The 17,301-nt window shown below is 33.2% G+C and carries 13 protein-coding genes; 10 read left to right on the top strand and 3 right to left on the bottom strand.

What is annotated here, in order from left to right; genetic code table 11:
• Positions 1 to 27 precede the first annotated feature (27 nt).
• Positions 28 to 1,152 carry a beta-lactamase family protein gene (locus N4A45_00680; protein MCT4663729.1) on the bottom strand — a complete coding sequence of 375 codons (1,125 nt, stop codon included), beginning with the start codon at positions 1,150 to 1,152 and terminating at the stop codon, positions 28 to 30.
• 397 nt (positions 1,153 to 1,549) lie between these two features.
• Here N4A45_00680 and N4A45_00675 point away from each other — a divergent pair, with 397 nt between their 5' ends.
• Together N4A45_00675 and N4A45_00670 are read left to right on the top strand one after the other, a co-directional pair.
• The gene (locus tag N4A45_00675; protein MCT4663728.1) at positions 1,550 to 3,271 is read left to right on the top strand and encodes an HAD-IIIC family phosphatase; all 1,722 of its coding nucleotides are present in this window, start codon (positions 1,550 to 1,552) and stop codon (positions 3,269 to 3,271) included.
• A gap of 4 nt (positions 3,272 to 3,275) precedes the next feature.
• A complete protein-coding gene (locus tag N4A45_00670) occupies positions 3,276 to 3,518 on the top strand; it encodes an acyl carrier protein (protein MCT4663727.1) in 243 nt (80 codons plus the stop codon).
• Between the two features lie 278 nt (positions 3,519 to 3,796).
• Here N4A45_00670 and N4A45_00665 read toward each other — a convergent pair whose 3' ends face one another.
• Positions 3,797 to 4,657, bottom strand: a complete 861-nt coding sequence (locus N4A45_00665; protein ID MCT4663726.1) for a winged helix-turn-helix domain-containing protein — start codon at positions 4,655 to 4,657, stop codon at positions 3,797 to 3,799.
• Positions 4,658 to 4,892: 235 nt separating this feature from the next.
• On the opposite strand from N4A45_00665, the gene N4A45_00660 reads away from it, so the two are divergent.
• The 3 genes from N4A45_00660 to N4A45_00650 all read left to right on the top strand — a co-directional run bounded on the left by N4A45_00660 (position 4,893) and on the right by N4A45_00650 (position 9,311).
• Positions 4,893 to 5,810 carry a hypothetical protein gene (locus tag N4A45_00660; GenBank protein MCT4663725.1) on the top strand — a complete coding sequence of 306 codons (918 nt, stop codon included), beginning with the start codon at positions 4,893 to 4,895 and terminating at the stop codon, positions 5,808 to 5,810.
• A gap of 57 nt (positions 5,811 to 5,867) precedes the next feature.
• Complete coding sequence (locus N4A45_00655) at positions 5,868 to 7,964, top strand: hypothetical protein (GenBank protein ID MCT4663724.1); 2,097 nt, start codon at positions 5,868 to 5,870, stop codon at positions 7,962 to 7,964.
• Between the two features lie 183 nt (positions 7,965 to 8,147).
• Positions 8,148 to 9,311, top strand: a complete 1,164-nt coding sequence (locus N4A45_00650; GenBank protein ID MCT4663723.1) for a hypothetical protein — start codon at positions 8,148 to 8,150, stop codon at positions 9,309 to 9,311.
• Positions 9,312 to 9,397: 86 nt separating this feature from the next.
• Here the strand turns inward: N4A45_00650 and N4A45_00645 are convergent, their stop codons facing one another.
• Positions 9,398 to 10,546: a hypothetical protein gene (locus N4A45_00645; protein MCT4663722.1), complete on the bottom strand. Its 1,149-nt coding sequence runs from the start codon at positions 10,544 to 10,546 to the stop codon at positions 9,398 to 9,400.
• A gap of 468 nt (positions 10,547 to 11,014) precedes the next feature.
• On the opposite strand from N4A45_00645, the gene gmk reads away from it, so the two are divergent.
• The 5 genes from gmk to N4A45_00620 form a co-directional block, all read left to right on the top strand.
• Complete coding sequence (gene gmk / locus N4A45_00640) at positions 11,015 to 11,602, top strand: guanylate kinase (GenBank protein MCT4663721.1); 588 nt, start codon at positions 11,015 to 11,017, stop codon at positions 11,600 to 11,602.
• Positions 11,599 to 12,186, top strand: a complete 588-nt coding sequence (gene nadD, locus N4A45_00635; protein MCT4663720.1) for a nicotinate (nicotinamide) nucleotide adenylyltransferase — start codon at positions 11,599 to 11,601, stop codon at positions 12,184 to 12,186. The genes gmk and nadD overlap by 4 nt, the downstream gene beginning before the upstream one ends.
• A 2-nt stretch (positions 12,187 to 12,188) precedes the next feature.
• Entirely contained in the window at positions 12,189 to 12,845 is a 657-nt protein-coding gene (locus N4A45_00630; protein MCT4663719.1) for a CoA transferase subunit B, read from the top strand.
• A 211-nt stretch (positions 12,846 to 13,056) separates the two neighbouring features.
• Positions 13,057 to 15,714: a T9SS type A sorting domain-containing protein gene (locus N4A45_00625; GenBank protein MCT4663718.1), complete on the top strand. Its 2,658-nt coding sequence runs from the start codon at positions 13,057 to 13,059 to the stop codon at positions 15,712 to 15,714.
• A gap of 266 nt (positions 15,715 to 15,980) precedes the next feature.
• The coding region (locus N4A45_00620; protein ID MCT4663717.1) for a hypothetical protein at positions 15,981 to 17,301 on the top strand (1,321 nt) is incomplete at its 3' end.

The raw sequence follows: 17,301 nt of genomic DNA, 5'->3' as shown, positions 1-17,301 counted from the left end.
TACGGGTTCATACAAATGTAAACTTTTTTAAGAATACATTTTTATAATTTCCTCTACATAAATTTTAAGTGATTGTCCATCTACCGTTTGTTCTCCTAGTCTAACAATTACTAAATCCAAATCTGGAATTACGGCAACATATTGTCCAGAAAAACCCTGCATATAATAGAAGGGCTTGCTGTAATTAGATTCTATCCACCATTGGTAACCATAATTTCCTTTTTTATTACTGGCTTGGGTAGCAATATCAATATAGGGAGCTGGAACAAGGTTTTGTCCATTCCATTTTCCTTTTTGTAGATACAATTGTCCTATTCTAGCAAAGTCTCTTGCGGTTGAGTTTAAACAACAAAAAGCGATTTCCTCACCGCTTCCTTCAAGGTGCCAGGTTGCATCTGCTCTTGCACCTAAAGGTTTCCATAATTTTTGAGAGGCATATTCTGCAAGGGTCATTCCTGTTGCTTTTTCTAAAATCATTGCCAAAAGTTGAGTTGCCCCACTTTGGTAAACATATTCACTACCCGGTTCTTTTACTACTTTTAGGGAAAGCATTTGATTTTTTATATCGTCACCATAATAGGCTCTTACCGTACTTGAAGGTTTGCTATATACTTCCTCCCACTCTAAACCAGCTTGCATACTCAAAAGATGTCGTATTTCTAGTTTGTGGTTGAAATATTTTTCTTTATCAAGTCCTTTTCCAAAATCTGGAAGAAAATCTGTTACAGGTTGAAAAACATTATCAATTTTATTGTCTTTCATGGCAATTCCAATTAAAGTACTCACCACAGATTTTGCCATAGAAAAGGAATTTGAAGTGACATTGATACCTCCTTTTCCCCAGTATTTTTCGAAATCTAATTTTCCTTTTTGAAATACTAAAAGAGCTACACTTTCTTGATTTTCAAGTTCTGAAGTGATCTTTGTGTTCAGTTTTTTTTGATTGTATGTGGGGCTCAGTTGCCATTCTTGTGTCGATCCTTTAGAGACCGTGGCAAGCTCAAAATCTTCTTTGTCAAAAATGCTTGCTTTGGAACTCCCTGACAAGTAAGTGTTCTTCCAAGCTTTGAATAGGTAGGTATTCCCAGACGAAAAAATGTAAATAATACCGATAATAAAAAGAGAAACAATTGAAATAAGTACCTTTTTCATAGATCAAACTATTTTTAAGATGTTATAAAATAAAAAAAGCAAGTTAAATGATTTATTCCAATTATTGAAATTTCGGAATCCACTCTGAAGAGAAACGATGAAAAATTTTAATGACATTGCCAGTTCAAATGATTTCTTTGTAGGGAAGCGAAAAAGAAATTTTATCGAGAACTCGTTACATTTCATCAAAAATCACTTCCGGATGGGTGGGGCAGAGTTTATTCCGGGATCATTGGGACTGAATTGACAAAATTTTATTGAGAACTTTTAATATAAAAATAATATTCAATATTTTCCAATAATCTCTTATGGCTGGCTAAGTTATTTACCTTAATTTTGTTTCTGTAATGAAAGGAAAAGCTATCAAGAATTGATAATTTCTTTCAAAATAAATATTATGCTTACATTCAATCAACTAAAGAAAAACTTAAAAAAGCCAACAGCAGGTTTTAAAGAAATAAAAGTAGCCATACTTGGAGATTATGCAACACAGTTTGTAAGAAGAGCTATAGAAGGCTATGCGATAGAAAAGGGTTATAAATTGATTGTTTTTGAGGCGGATTATAATCAAATTGATCAACAGATAGAAAACCCCAATTCTACTCTATATGAGTTTGATCCTCAATACACATTCATTAGTCAATCTTCTCCTAAACTACTCAAGAAATTTCAAAAATGCAGTTCTGAAGAAAGAGAAATATTTGCCCAAAATTTTATCGAAAAACAAAAAGATTATTATCAAGTTTTAAAAGAAAGAACCAAGACGAAAGTGGTCTTTGATAATTTTGTGGAGATAAACGATTCGGTTTTTGGAAATTTCGCCAATAAAATAGCGAATTCCTTTTTATTCCAGCTTAGGAAAATCAATTTCTTGATGATGGAAATGGTACAAGAACTCCCAGATTCTTACCTTCTAGATCTTTTGAGTCTTCAAACAGAGCTGGGAAATGAAACGGTTTTTGATGCAAAAATGTATGTAAATGCCGATATGGCTTATGGTTTGGAATTTATTCCACCTTTGGCAAACGGATTCACAGATATTCTTGCCTCTATAGAAGGAAAATTTAAAAAATGTCTGATTTTAGATTTGGATAATACCACTTGGGGTGGAATTATTGGAGACGACGGAGTAGAAGGAATCCAAGTGGGAGATTTGGGAATAGGAAAAGCCTTTACCGAGCTACAAACTTGGGCATTGGAATTGAAAAATAGAGGAATTATTCTAGCCATTTGTTCAAAAAATACAGAGTCTGTTGCTAAAGAACCCTTTGAAAAACATCCAGAAATGGTGCTTAGATTAAGTGATATTTCTATGTTTGTTGCAAACTGGGAGAATAAAGCCGATAATATTAGACATATCAAAGAAGTACTCAATATTGGGTATGACTCAATGGTATTTTTAGATGATAATCCTTTTGAAAGAAATATGGTAAGAACCAATGTTCCAGAAGGGATTACTGTACCCGAATTACCAGAAGACCCTGCAGAGTATATGAGTTATATTAGAACGCTCAATCTTTTTGAGACGGCTTCTTATTCTGAAAATGATAAAAAGAGAACGGCTCAATACCAAGAACAAGCAAAAAGAGCTGTTGCACGTAAGAAATTCACCAATGAGGGCGATTTTTTACAAAGTATGGAGATGTCTTCAAAGGTAGAGGAGTTTAATAACTTTAACACTCCAAGAGTTGCTCAGTTATCACAGAGGTCTAATCAATTTAATCTACGTACAATTCGTTACACCGAGGACGACGTAAAACAAATGGCGGAGGATGAAAATGTGATCGATTTAACCTTTACACTTGATGATAAATACGGGGAAAACGGACTAATTTGTTTATTGATTACTAAAATTAAAGATCAAGAAGCCTTTATTGATACTTGGATTATGAGTTGTAGAGTGCTCAAAAGAGGGATGGAGTTGTTTGTGTTGAATACTTTGGCAGAAATAGCAAAAGAAAAAGGAATCACAAAACTTGTGGGAGAATATTTACCTACTCCAAAGAATGCTTTGGTAGAAGATCATTATAAAAATCTGGGATTTGTTTCAGAAAATGGACTTTGGGTATTAGATTTGCACAATTTCGAACCAAAAAAATGTTTCATTAGTAAAAAATAAAGCAATGACAATTGAAGAAATTTTAAAAGAAGTTAACGAGATTTTTATCGACGTATTAGATGATGACGATATTGAGTTAGATATGAACACCACTGCCGATGATGTAGAGGATTGGGATTCATTAACACATATTCAGCTAGTAGTAGCTACAGAAAAACGCTTTAAAATAAAGTTTACAGCTCAAGAAATTAGAGAACTTGCCAATGTTGGTGAGTATTGCGAACTTGTAAAACAAAAAATGGCTTAACACCATTTATTATGTAAAACAAAAATAACAAAGGCATCCTAGTTTTAGGGTGCTTTTTTTTTGCTATACTATTTATGGTGTGTTAATTTAACCATAAGTTCTAGCTTCTTTTTCGGAGGTGTTTACTTGGCTTAACATCCTCATTCCCCTCCCGAAAAATCGGGACAAGCTATTCAAAGAGGGCTTAAGCAGTGAGTAAATTAACAACGTAAGCGGTATAACTTCCCCCTTCCTCCCTTCGAATAGCTTGTTTGGATATTTCGGAAGTAGATCGATAATCAGTCAGTGATAACAAATTTGTACCCCACCCCACGAACCGTCAAGATTTGAATATTTTCATCTCTTTCTAGCCTTTTTCTCAGTTTAGAAATATGCACATCCAAGGTTCTGCCTAAATATGTGGTATTCCCGTTCCATACTTTATTGAGAATAGCGGCTCTTTCTAAAACAGAATTTTCATTCTGAATAAAATACAAAAGTAAATCTGATTCTTTAGTAGAGAGTTCTTCGCTTTGGTTTTCAAAAGTTAAAAGGAGTTTTTTGGGTTCGAAAACATAATTTCCTAATGCAATACGTAATGATTCCTTTGGTTCAACACTTTTTTTACGGTTTTTCTTTCTGAGGATGATGTATAACAACACCAAAATAGTTACCATCAGAAAACTAATAAGAACTTTATAATCCAATGAATAATCAATTATTTGTTCGTTTTTTGTTGGGACTTCCGTGAAATATATTTGATAACAATCTTTTGGGAGTTTTCTTAGTTTACAAGGTTCTAATCCTTTTTCTCTTTGTCTATTGGAGTAAAAACTATAAACTATTTCATCAGAATTGCATTTTTTTACTTCTACAATATAGTTTTTGGTAAGACCGTATTGCGAATAAATTTTATAAACCGCTAAAACCAAAAGATCGGGTTCAAAGGCAAATTCTCTATCAATATCCATTCTATAAGAGTGTTCATTTTTTTGGATAGGTAAAATCCTAGAAGTACTATCCTCAAGCATCAAAAGAAATTCGTGCCCGATACTTCTAAAGGAGATTTTTTCTAATTCAATTTCAGAATTTATTTGCCCAAAATTAAAGGTAGAAATCATGCTCAAAAAAAGTAGTAATATAAAATGTGATTTGATCATATCAGAATGGATGGTGGCGGCTGTTGTTTGTCAATTTTTTTTCTAAATTTTAGCCTCTTTCGTTTTTTTGATGAAATTGTTTTGTGTTTTTTTTTGGTAAATATAAACTAAGAAAATAGGTAAAACCACCATGAAAACATTAAATTACAAGCGATTTACATTAATTTACATTGCTTAAACTCTTTTTGTTCCACTTGCTGCTACCTTCACCCTGTTGAACCAAAAAAAATATTTTATGAAAAATTATTCAAACTTACTTTTAGGATTTATTGTTTTATTGTTTGTTTCTTGTGCATCAAAAAATCAAGAAGAAATACTGGTAAAACAGGTTGAAATTAAAAAAGAAAAACAGCAAGAACCACATCGTTTTGGAGGATGGTATTGCCCCGATAATCTCCATGGATTTCCTGCGGTAAATATTCAAGACTGGGAAAAAGTTCCCGTAATTCAAGGAAGAATGCCTAGCGAACAGGAGGTAAAAACAGAAGCATCATTAATCTATGTGAATCCCAAAGAATATCCCGATGCAAAGATAATAAGCAAGCAATTTCCAAAGTTGGGAAAGTTTTTTAATAAACATACGCAAAGAGAAGAATTGGTAATTGTAATCCAGGGTTTTACCGTGCAGAAAGATACTATATTAGGTTTCCGTTATCTAAATGGAGGAAATGGAAGTTCTCGTTTTCACGAAATACAGTTTTTGAGTGAAAAGGAGATTCAAGAGATTCCTAAAAACACCTTTGTTACTGGTAAAATAGAAATTATTGCAGGAGAAAAAAAGATATGGAAAGTATTGACAGATATGAGTTATAGAAGAGAACTTCAAGCTTTGTTTGATCCTAAAAAAGAGCTTTCAAAAAAATGGTTTGAGAAAACCAATGTAAATTATCATTACCCTAAAGCTAAAACGCCCACAGCTACTTTTGGAGATAAAATGTTTGGAAGCTATTATATTCAGAATGATTTTCAAGAGCACAATTTTACCATAAAGTTCTTTTTAGATTTTGATCAAAAAACCAATACTACTCATTTAGTTTATGCCTGCGGACCTTTTGAAAAAAATGATTCCGAAGCACAAAATCAACTCGTGAAATGGACAGAACAAATAAAAATGTTGGCAGAAATGAAAATGTATGGGGCTGATTTGGAATAATTTCTAAATCGGTACGATTTCTTTAAATTTACCACCAGAAAAACATCACACTCGCTCATGAAAAATCTACTATTCACACTTTACCTGCTGATAGCTCCATTGAGTTTACAGGCAAGTTTCTCTATAAGTGGTAGTGTAATCACACAGTCTGGGACGAATTCTAGTCTCGATGGAATACAAAACCTTAATGGTGTTTCTGTTTCCACCCAAAACAATATTAGGGTGTATAATATTGGAAATAGGAGATTGGTAATCAATGGTAATTTAACTATTGACCCAGAGACAGAAATGCTCATTGTGGGTTATGCTTCGGGAGAAATGTTAGTAGTGCAAAACAATGGTAGATTGACTATTGGAAAACAAATTACGACTAACGGATTCACGAGATATAGCGAAGGAATGGCGATATATTTAGAAAATTGCCCATCGGGTTTTACAGATCGTGTTAGCTTTCGGAATAATGCACGCCTAGACTGGTATGGTGGTGTGATATCTCAATATGCAGGGAAATTTGGTTTTTATCAAAATAGTGTGCGTGTGAGAATATTCTCAGAAAATGCCAAATTGATTTATCGCTCTGTAGACCCTCAAAACCAAATAAGGCAAGAGACTAATGATTTTATTGCCAATGCATTTACGTTTATTAATGGAGATTTAACGGTAGTTGCTCCAAACGGACAACTTAATGGGTATAATCCTATTCATTGTAGTGGGGCAATATCATTCTCTGGTGCAACACCTAACCAAGATGTGATATTTAACGGCTACCGAGGTGGAGGAAGTGGGAACTTTAAAGATATTAAATTTTGGCAAGGAAGTCGTCCTGTTTTTTATAATACCTCAACAGGGTCTAACTTGAAAGCAGGATTTCACTTATCAGGTGGTTCATCTTATGGTATTGCAATGGTTTATCAAAAATTACAAGTCAAAACCAGTAATCAAGATGGTTCTACAATTGAAGGTGCAAAATGTTTTATTAGAGACCATAATAATGGAAACAGACAAACGTATAACAAAGAAGGACATATAGTAAACAATACTGCCGACAAAACTTATACTTTGCTTACTGATAATTCAGGCGAATCTTCAGTAGAAGACATCTTATTGGGTGCTGTTGTGGTGAACACAGGAACAGGAGATGGAGTGAATACAGGAGTGTATTCTTGGGATTATAGAGGAAAACAAAACAATAGTACAGATTTATTTGATCTGAATTTCTGGAACTACGATCATTTATATCTACAAGTACCTAATGTGCAGCTTAAGGGCGTTGAAAATAAAATAGTACAGGCTGCCTTAATTAAGGATCCATTTATTTCAAAAAATAAAAATGCAGCATCTGCAATCACAGGAATCTCCTTAGTTCATAATAGCTCAAATGATGAAGGTACAATTACCATTTCTGATTCTATAAGTCTTTGTGATCTGTATGATTTTATTAAGCTAGATAAGGTGAATAATAATCTAGAAGAACCAGAAATAGGAAGTTTAATGGTCAGTGTTTCTGAAAACACACTCAATATTGGAGATTATACCCTCATTCTTCAAAATGGAGCGAAGCTGAACCCTTGTGATAAATATCAAAAAATTGTTTCAAATAAAGTTTCTACCATTGCCAATGTTTCAAATAACTTAAAAACAGCTTTAACTGATCCTAATGGGAATTATAAGTTGATCAGGATGATTGGATTGCTCAATGCAGATTTTGAAATACAAGAAAACGGCGGAGGGAACACTTTAGCTTCGGGAACCAATGCATCGGGAGCGGTGAATATAACTGTTCAAACCAATACAGATTCCTTGAGTTTGTTAGTCACCAAAACGAATTTTACGAACTGGAATGCCGACATTGATATCACTACTGCAGATGTGTTCAATTTTTATATCACACAATCTTCTTTGGAGAATTCTCTTGGAACTAATGCTACTTTGGAAAAACAGGAAAATGAACTCTTTCTTTTAAAAAAGATATTTACCAAGAATACCGCTCTAGCTAATAGATTTTCTGGTGTAGATAGCACAACAGTAACCATCAATTCGGTAAGTCAAAATGGGATCATAAACGCAACGCTAGAAAAACAAGAAGAATTGATTAATTTGCTCAAGCAAGTGCTTAGAGAAACTTCAAAAATAGAAACTCAACTGGAGGAATAGTTCTATTGTTTTAGGGGTTGAAGGATGATTATTTCTGTTATTCTTTCTGAATAAAAAAAATCGCTTTTATTGAGTTTTTCTTTATAATAAAATAATTTAAAACCAGTTAAAAAACGCAGTTATATGCTTTTTTTAAAAGTGCTTTACGGTAGTTTTGATTATTACTCATCAAAAATTGAAATAATGTTAAGATTCTTTTTATTCCTATTGCCTTTCACTTTTCTGAAAGCAAATGACACGATCGTAAACCTACATCTGATTCCTCCTATGGAGGATGTCTTTTATTTACATGATGAAACACATAGGCTGGCATCTGAAAAGGATCTTCATCCTCAACTAGCAACTTTTTATATAAAAAAAAGAAAAGTTACTAATATGGTAATAGAAGGAGGTCATGCAACGGCTTATTTAGCCAATCAATATTTGAAAACGGGTAATAAAGAGTGGTTGTGCAAGATGGTTTCTGCTAAAATGGACCCAGTATTTGTCAATACGCTTAAAAAGGTGCGTAAATTATCAAAATCCCAACATCCTGTAAAATTCATAGGAATTGATGTTTATAATTATAGTGGAGATTGGCTCTACGCCATTCATGATTTTCTTGGAAAACTAACGATTAAATCCCAAAAAATGGAATGCATTCATCACTCTATAGATTCATTAGTGAATTTTTATACACAAGTAGATCAAGAGAATTTTGAAGAACTGAGTCTTCAAGTACCGTCTAGGGATTCCATATATAAATTGAAACGTGATTTTAAGAATTATTTTTACCAAAATCAACAAATTTTTCAAAAAGGACTGACAACGAAAGATTATTCTGAATTGGAATACATTTTAGTTTCCGATAAAGATGATTATGGCAAGCATGAAGATCAAAGGAATCAATGGACGAATAAAAATTGGATAGAAAATATCCATCATTTTATTCAACTCAATCTTGCTCATGAAGGTAATTTTTATGGGAAATTTGGTTCAGGACATATACGATATGGTCTTAGTGGAAAAGGTAAGTTCTCTAAACTACTTAATGACTCAAAAGAGTCTAAGTTTTATAAAAAAGTAGTTCTTTGTAATACCGCCTATCTGAACTCTTATTATGACGGTAAAGATGAGGAAGTTACATTTACTAAAGAAAATAATTACACTTACGAAATTCCAAGAAAAAACTGGAAAAAACGAAAACATCAAAACTATTGGTTTCATAAAAGAAAACTTACTACTCAATCAAAATATGAGGTGGTACAAAGAAAATTTAGAAACTTCAAAGCAAGCTTTATTATTTATATCAAAAATGACACACCAGCTGTTTCAAGACTAAAATTTTGTGGTGATGGTGGGTGGTAGCTGTTGATGAAAGATCTAAAGTGTTTATGTGTAAGTATTTAATCATTACTAAGAAAGATATCACTAAAAACAATATTGAGTAAGTCTTATGGTTTTTTGAATTCGTGAATTTCATATTGATCACCGATCATTTTGCGTAAATAAAAACCGTTTGGGCTCGGGATCAATCTGCCTTCAAATTGCATAGATAAGTGCTCGGACATTTTGTAGCTCCCTTCTAAATTCAATGCTTCATCGAAAATAAGAACGGTGTATTTTCTCTGTTGAACAGGACTTGCGATAAAATCATCTGTTTCATTGTACGCTAGACCTTCAAGCATGAGAACATAAAATTTGTGGGTAAACGGGTTAAAAACCATCGAGAAAAAATAGTCATTTACCGTTAGCTCTTTTCTCATATTATTTAGATGATAAAAGTGCTCATCAAAATCTTTAAAATCAAAAGACTTTTTGGAATAGGCTCCAGTTTCATCAGAAAAAATATGAAACTCTGGTGTAAAAGGAGATAAAGTGATTAAGCTATCGCCTTTAAAGAGTCTTTCTTTAAAATGGACAAAAGGAGCTTCAATTTTCCTTTGACACAAAACCTCATCGTATTCATCAAAAAAATGGATGCTACCATCTTTTAAATTGAGTTTTACCAGTGCTGGATATGTACACATTGTATCTACAATGGTATGCATATCAAGAAGTCCGTCAAGGTGGGATATTCTACCCACAAGAGTGTGATTGGCGTAGCTTATTGGGTTGATATGTGTTTTTGAAATTGCAAAGTACTTCCCATTGTGATTATTGGCTAAGTCATATCGTTTGAGGTGATTTTTAGAAAATTCAAAGAAAACATGCGCTCCATTTGTGGCTTCATAAGAAGGTTGGATCAAAAAGGAATCTTTTCCTATCACAAGGAATTCTTCTATATGTTGATGATTTTCCATAAAAACTTCTTGAGGAATTATAAACGAATCTACCTTAATGGTTTGCTTATTATGATAGGAAAATTTATCAATCCATGTAGGATCTGTTTGCCGAATGGCATATACATAGCTTTGATTATTTCGATTCTCTATAAAATGAGTGACTACGGGAAAACGAAATTCAAGATTATGATGTTCAAAGGGAAAGGAAAACGTTTTCTTTGATTGATATTCTACCTGAGTATATGTAGGCTCTTGAGCAACTGTTTTAGCTACTGAGAACATAAACATTGCTATAAATATGAGTCGTATTTTGTTCATTGGTTGCTATATTCGATTATTGACACTTCCGTAAAAGTAAGGAATTGTATTAAAACACATTTTGAAAAAAATAATTTTAGCCTAGAAGGAAAAAGATTAATTTTGTTTGATAATCAAAAAACATAATGGACATTTGAAAGCACAAATAAAAAACTCGAAAATAAAGCAAAGATTACCAAAGAAATAAGAGGAATGTGATTTTTGTTTTAATGCTTGATTCTATTCAAAAACCCTACTTTTACTAAACAATCAATTTCAAAATTCTGCCATAAGACAAAAGCTGTAATACTATACTATGACTTTTTAGATATTTTCGTAATATTATAGTATGACAATTGCTGTTTCGGGGGAATTTAAGACAACAGAAATAGTGAACTAAACAAAATATACACGCCCTAAGTAAAGAAAAAATTCACATTAGATTCAAGATAGAAAACCAAATTCGTAATTTTGCCAAAAGTTAAGCAAATGCACACCCAAGGCAAACTCATAATATTTTCAGCTCCTTCTGGAGCGGGGAAATCCACAATTATCAACCATATTTTGGAGAATTATCCCAGTCTTACCTTTTCTATTTCGGCTTGTAGCAGAGCACCAAGAGAAGGAGAGGAAGATGGCGTTCATTATTATTTTTTAGGAACAGAAGGCTTTAAGGAACAGATAGAGCAAGATGCTTTTGTAGAATGGGAAGAGGTTTATAAAGATAATTTTTACGGAACTTTAAAATCTGAACTAACAAGAATATGGGGTAACCAACAGACTGCTGTTTTCGATTTGGACGTAGTGGGTGGAGTGAATCTCAAAAAGAAATTTGGTGATCAAGCTTTGTCAATTTTTATCAAGCCTCCATCTATTGAAGTCTTGGAAGAAAGATTGAGAAGTAGAGGTACCGAAACCGAAGAAAAGATTCAAATGCGTATTGGGAAAGCCGCAAAAGAGCTGGAATATGCCAAACATTTTGACTGTATTGTGGAAAATGATATTCTGGAGCGAGCACTCACAAAAACCAGTTATTTAATTGAAGATTTTATCTCACAGAAAACACAATTGTCATGAAAATAGGTTTGTTTTTTGGTTCTTTTAATCCCATTCATATCGGGCATTTGATTTTAGCCAACTACTTGGTAGAAGAAACCGATTTAGATGAGGTGTGGCTGGTAGTTACTCCACACAATCCTTTTAAGAAAAAAAGTTCATTGCTTGCAGATCATCATAGATTGAGAATGGTGGAAATGGCTTTAGAACCTTATGATAAACTCAAAGCATCTAATATTGAGTTTGGACTCAAAAAACCTTCTTACACCATTGACACCCTTACTGTTTTAAAAGAAAAATATCCTAAACACGATTTTTCTATTATTATGGGAGCCGATAATCTAAATCATTTTCATAAATGGAAAAACTATGAGCAAATTTTAGAGTTTTATAGCGTTTATGTGTATCCACGCACCACAGGGAAAGTTACAGAGCTAGATGCTCACCCAAAAATTACCCGAGTAAATGCTCCTATTATTGAATTATCAAGTACCTTTATACGCCAATCTATTGCTGAAAAAAAATGCGTAAAACCGATGTTGGACACCGCAGTATGGCAATATATTGACGAAATGAATTTTTATAAACCCAAACCTACATTCTAATCATGGCATTATCAAAACAACAAATAGCCCAAAGAATAGCCCAAGAACTGAAAGACGGATACTATGTGAACCTCGGAATTGGAATTCCAACCTTGGTTGCCAACTATATTCCAGAAGGAATGAATGTAGTCTTACAATCTGAAAATGGATTATTAGGAATGGGTCCTTTTCCTACGGAAGATAAGGTGGATGCCGATATGATCAATGCAGGAAAACAAACCATCACGACATTAGATGGTTCTTCTATTTTTAGTTCTGCTGAAAGTTTTGCCATGATCCGTGGACAACATGTTCATTTAACAGTTTTGGGAGCGATGGAAGTAGCCGAAAATGGAGATATAGCCAACTGGAAAATCCCAGGGAAAATGGTAAAAGGTATGGGTGGAGCAATGGATTTGGTAGCATCTGCTAGAAACATCATTGTAGCCATGATGCACACTAACAAAAAGGGACAAAGTAAACTTCTTAAGGCTTGTAGCTTGCCACTTACAGGAGTGGAATGCGTAACAAAAGTAGTTTCTAATTTAGCCGTTCTGGAAATCAAAAATGGCGCTTTTTATTTATTAGAAAGAGCACCAGGAGTAAGTGTAGAAGAAATTCAAGCTGCCACAGAAGGAAAATTGATTGTGGAAGGAGATATTCCAGAGATTCAGTTTTAATTTTTTTAGGAAAAAATAGAACAAACCCTTTGTGTTTTTACGAAAATACAAAGGGTTTTTTTGTGTTTGAAAATATTGTTATTCAGATCTTTTTGTACTTATTAATAGTAGTCTCTGTTTTAGATAGTAAAAAGAAATCCATTTAACTCTAAAACAAAGTCGATTATCGAAATATCTTAAATCGACAGAGGTTAAAAAGTATTTTTGCTATATGAAATACTTGATTATTATAATTTTAGCATTTGGGGTAAACAGTTTGAAAGCTCAAAATCTATTAGACTCTACGGTTTATGAGAGTAGAATAGAGCAACCTAACCGCAGTATTTTTCCCGATTTTGATACCGATGGAGATTTAGACATCGTTCAATCTTCTACGGAAGGAACTTTCCTGATGAATCATGAAGGAGATTTTTATTTTAAAAAAGAAAAATTAGTAGGAATTTCTAATGATTTCCAGATTTTAGCTTCATCGGATTTTGACGAGGATGGAAAACTGGATTTTTTAGGTTCTCAAGATAGTACTTGGATCATCTATTTTCAGGGAAATAATTTGAACTTCACACCGTATAGTCTTAATTATAAAGGGGCATTTTTAAATTACGACCTTCTAGACATCAATGGTGATAATAAAGATGATATTTTGTTAGGAAGTGATACAGGAATAGTCCAACTGACAAACAATGGAAATCAAACCTTTTCTGAACTGATCATAGATACGCAGATAACGAATACTCCCGTAAAATGGCATGATATGAATACCGATGGTACTTGGGATATTCTTTGTACAGAAAAAGTGGATAGTTTTATGTATCTACAATATTTATCTAATGCAAATAGTCAGAGTAAAATTATTTTAGATTCTGTACAAGTTTTCGCAAATCTTTCGAGCTGGCAAGTGGATTTAAAAGTGCAAGCAAATCAGCTTTTTATAAAAGATATTGACTATAATGGGAGTCAAGAATTTATCTTGGTTTACAAACAAGGTTTGAATCTAAACTCTATCATATTTAACTATTCAAACCAAACAGTACAGAATAGAAAAAAGCAAGCTTTAAGCATAGGAGCACAGTATTTTGTTGAGGCTGATTTTCAGGATTACAACAATGATTCCTTGGTGGATATTTACTTGTATAATCACGATTTTTGCTCTGCAAATGAGATCGGAACTACTATTGGAGTCATGGACTCAAACTGGAATTACACTTTTACACCAGAGCTTCAAGTGATTTCCTTAGGATATCATGAGAAAATGTTCTATACCAAAATGATAGATTTTGATCAGGATGGAGAAATGGATATTTACAAGAATATTCATCCTTATAATGCTATGGAGATCAAAACAATGTCTAAAGGAAATTACCAACTCAATAAGTTGCCGCAATATCGGGAAGCTAAGTTTTCTTCTACAAATAACGGGAATTTATACGGAGCGGAGGTTAATGAAAGAGGGCAGCTTATTTTTTCGCATCGAAATGCTAATGGTTTTAAGCAGCATAAAGTAATCCATGAGATGTGGTTGTATGGAATGGAAATACAACTTGAATTTAAAAAGAGTCCGAATTATCCTTACCAAGTTTTGGTTTTAAATCATAGGAAAAATTATCAATTTGAAGTCAGAGAATCTTTTGCGTGGAGAATAGATGGGAATCATCAATTGCAACCCATTTCTTTAGAACCAAGTCATCTTACAGGAGGTTTTTATAGAAATATATACCCAACGGAATTTAATAATGATGGAATGATTGATTTTGTAGCGGTTCTAAACGGAAAGTTGTTCAAATATCAAGCAAACAATATACAAGGAGGTTTTATAAAGTCTGTATTGTATCAGCATGTTAGTGTTCAGAATGCAACCTATTTCTATGCTAAAGATCTTAATGGAGATGGTTGGGAAGATATCATTTATCAAACAGCAAGCGCACTTCATATTCTTTGGATGAACAATGGAGCAGTTCAAAGTAGCTCGGTAAGGAATAATATAGGAGCAGAAAAACTGTTGGCAATAGCAGACTATGATCATGATGGAAACGTGGATCTACTAAGAAGTACAGATTATTTTTCTTTTGATGCTAATTCTGCATCCCAAATTTCATATTCACCTCAATATCCTATTAATATAGGAAGTCATTTTCAAGGTGGAGGTTTTTGGGATTCCGATAATTTATACGACCCCGTTTTTAACAATAACGGAAACAGTATTCTAAGTATTTCTACAATGGATACAACTTATAATTTTGGTGCAAAAACCAACTATTTTTTCGATTCTTTCGACTATGATTCGGATGGACAAAATGATTGGGTTGCAGTTCCTAAAATATCTTATGGTTACCCAACTCACAATGCTAATAATGAGAGTGCTATTGTGTATCGATCGAATATAATGGTTCCTATTATTAATTATAATATGAACCAGAGTTCTTATTTGGTAGGTGATACTTGTTTCGTAACAGTTCAGCAAAACCCTTATGAGGTTCTAAGTTTTTATAAGAACGGGAATTTCGTTTCGGATTCCACTTTTGTATGGAAAGATATTTTAAGTCAGTCAAGTACCCAGCTTCAAATGATGCTTCAAAGCCCTTTTGGAAAAGATTCTCTCAATATCACCATATTGGCAACAGAAGTGGGGATTGATGAAAATGATCAGCAAGAAATTGATATTTATCCAAATCCTACTCATGGAGTACTGCATATAAATTCCGATGCTCAATTATGGAAAAGAATGAGCATACACGGTATGAGTGGAAAACTCTTGATGCAATCTACGTATAAAAACCAATGGGATATTAGTCAACTCTCCAAAGGAGTTTATTTCTTGAAATTATCTAATGGAAGCAAAAGCGTGGTGACTAAAATACAAAGGGTGAATTGATTGCTTTTCTCGATACAATTTTTGATTCCATTGCATTTCATCAAAAACCACTCGAATTGACAGTATTGTATTGAGTATGTCAGTTCGAGTGAATTTTCTGTAGAGCAACGGAAGAAAATTTTTATCGAGAACTCCTCAGTATCTCCAACCTTTTCTCAGAATAAAAACCATTTTAGTAATTGTGAAAATCATATAAATACTTCATTAGTAGGTGTATATTGAATTATTTTTTGTAAATTTCTGTTAAATTTTAAATAATCATCAATATGTACTACTTCAAACTACTTTTTATAAGCCTATGCGCCTTGAGTTTTTCTAACCTTTTCGGACAAGGTAATTATGAATACTTAGATATTAATAATCAAAGGATTCCGCTCCAAAATGATGGAAGGGCGTTTTTGAGATTAACTGGACTACCCGAAGGCTCCAAAGGTTTTGAAGAATCACAAATTCCGAAAGGAAGTAATAGATCTACCATATTTAGTCAGGATTTATGGTTAGGAGCCTTACTTTCAGATAGCAGTATTAAAGTCTCTGGAGAGCTTACATATTCAAAAATTGAATTAGGAAAAAGAAAAGCAGGTATTTCTGACTCAGAAAGAAATACAAGCTCAAAAAAAGCAGTTTGGAAAATATACAGACAAGAGATTATAAAACATAGAAAACAATATAAGGATCCAGAATACATCATGCATGAGTCTATTCTTAATTGGCCTGCAAAAAAGAGCACGGATATAGTGAATGAGGATGAGCTTGCACCATTTCAAGATATGAATAATAATGGATATTATGATCCAGAAAATGGTGATTTCCCTTTGATACGAGGAGAGCAAGCCGTATTTACAATATTTCATTATGATGATCCAAATAATTCTAATGCCTTGAATGGTGTTCAAGTGAACCTTATGCTGTATGGTTTTATAAACAGAGGAACTATTTTGGATGATATTATATTTGCTAATTATAAGATTATCAATAAAAATAAAGAAGACTTCTTGGACTTCCGTTTAGGGAACCTTAATAATTATTCTTTAGGTCAAGGAGTTGTTAGGCAAATTGCATCAGATTCTACTACCAATTCTTTTTTTGCATACAATCAAAAGTTTCTTAGTCCGAATAATGGAGTAGATCAGACACCAGTTTATGGAGTTCGATCATTGTCAAATACTTTAGATTATTCTTTTTCTCTTCGAAGAATTACCAATTCTCCAATTGGAATTCCACAAACTAAGGAAGACTTTTGGAACTATCTCAACGGAAGATTTAAAGATTCAACAACCATTGCAGATCATTATCAAAGTCATGAAAGTAATAAATTTATGTATCCAGTAGGGAAAAATTGGACAATACCTGGATATTCATTAGAGTTCAATGTCGGAATACACAATTTAGGAGCTTTGCCAGCGGGAGAGTCTACATGTATAGATATGGCTTATATCTTGGCATCAAATACCCAAAAAAGCACGCCCAAAACGATAGAGAAATTCAGAAAAATGGCGGCTGGCGTAAAAACTATTTACGATTATGATTATTCGGGTTGTTATGATACCGATGAATTTTGGTTCGTAGGAAACGAAGAATACAGCC

This window comes from Flavobacteriales bacterium (assembly GCA_025210805.1).
GTDB lineage: Bacteria > Bacteroidota > Bacteroidia > Flavobacteriales > CAJXXR01 > JAOAQX01.
This window is presented reverse-complemented; position numbering and strand designations above follow the sequence as displayed.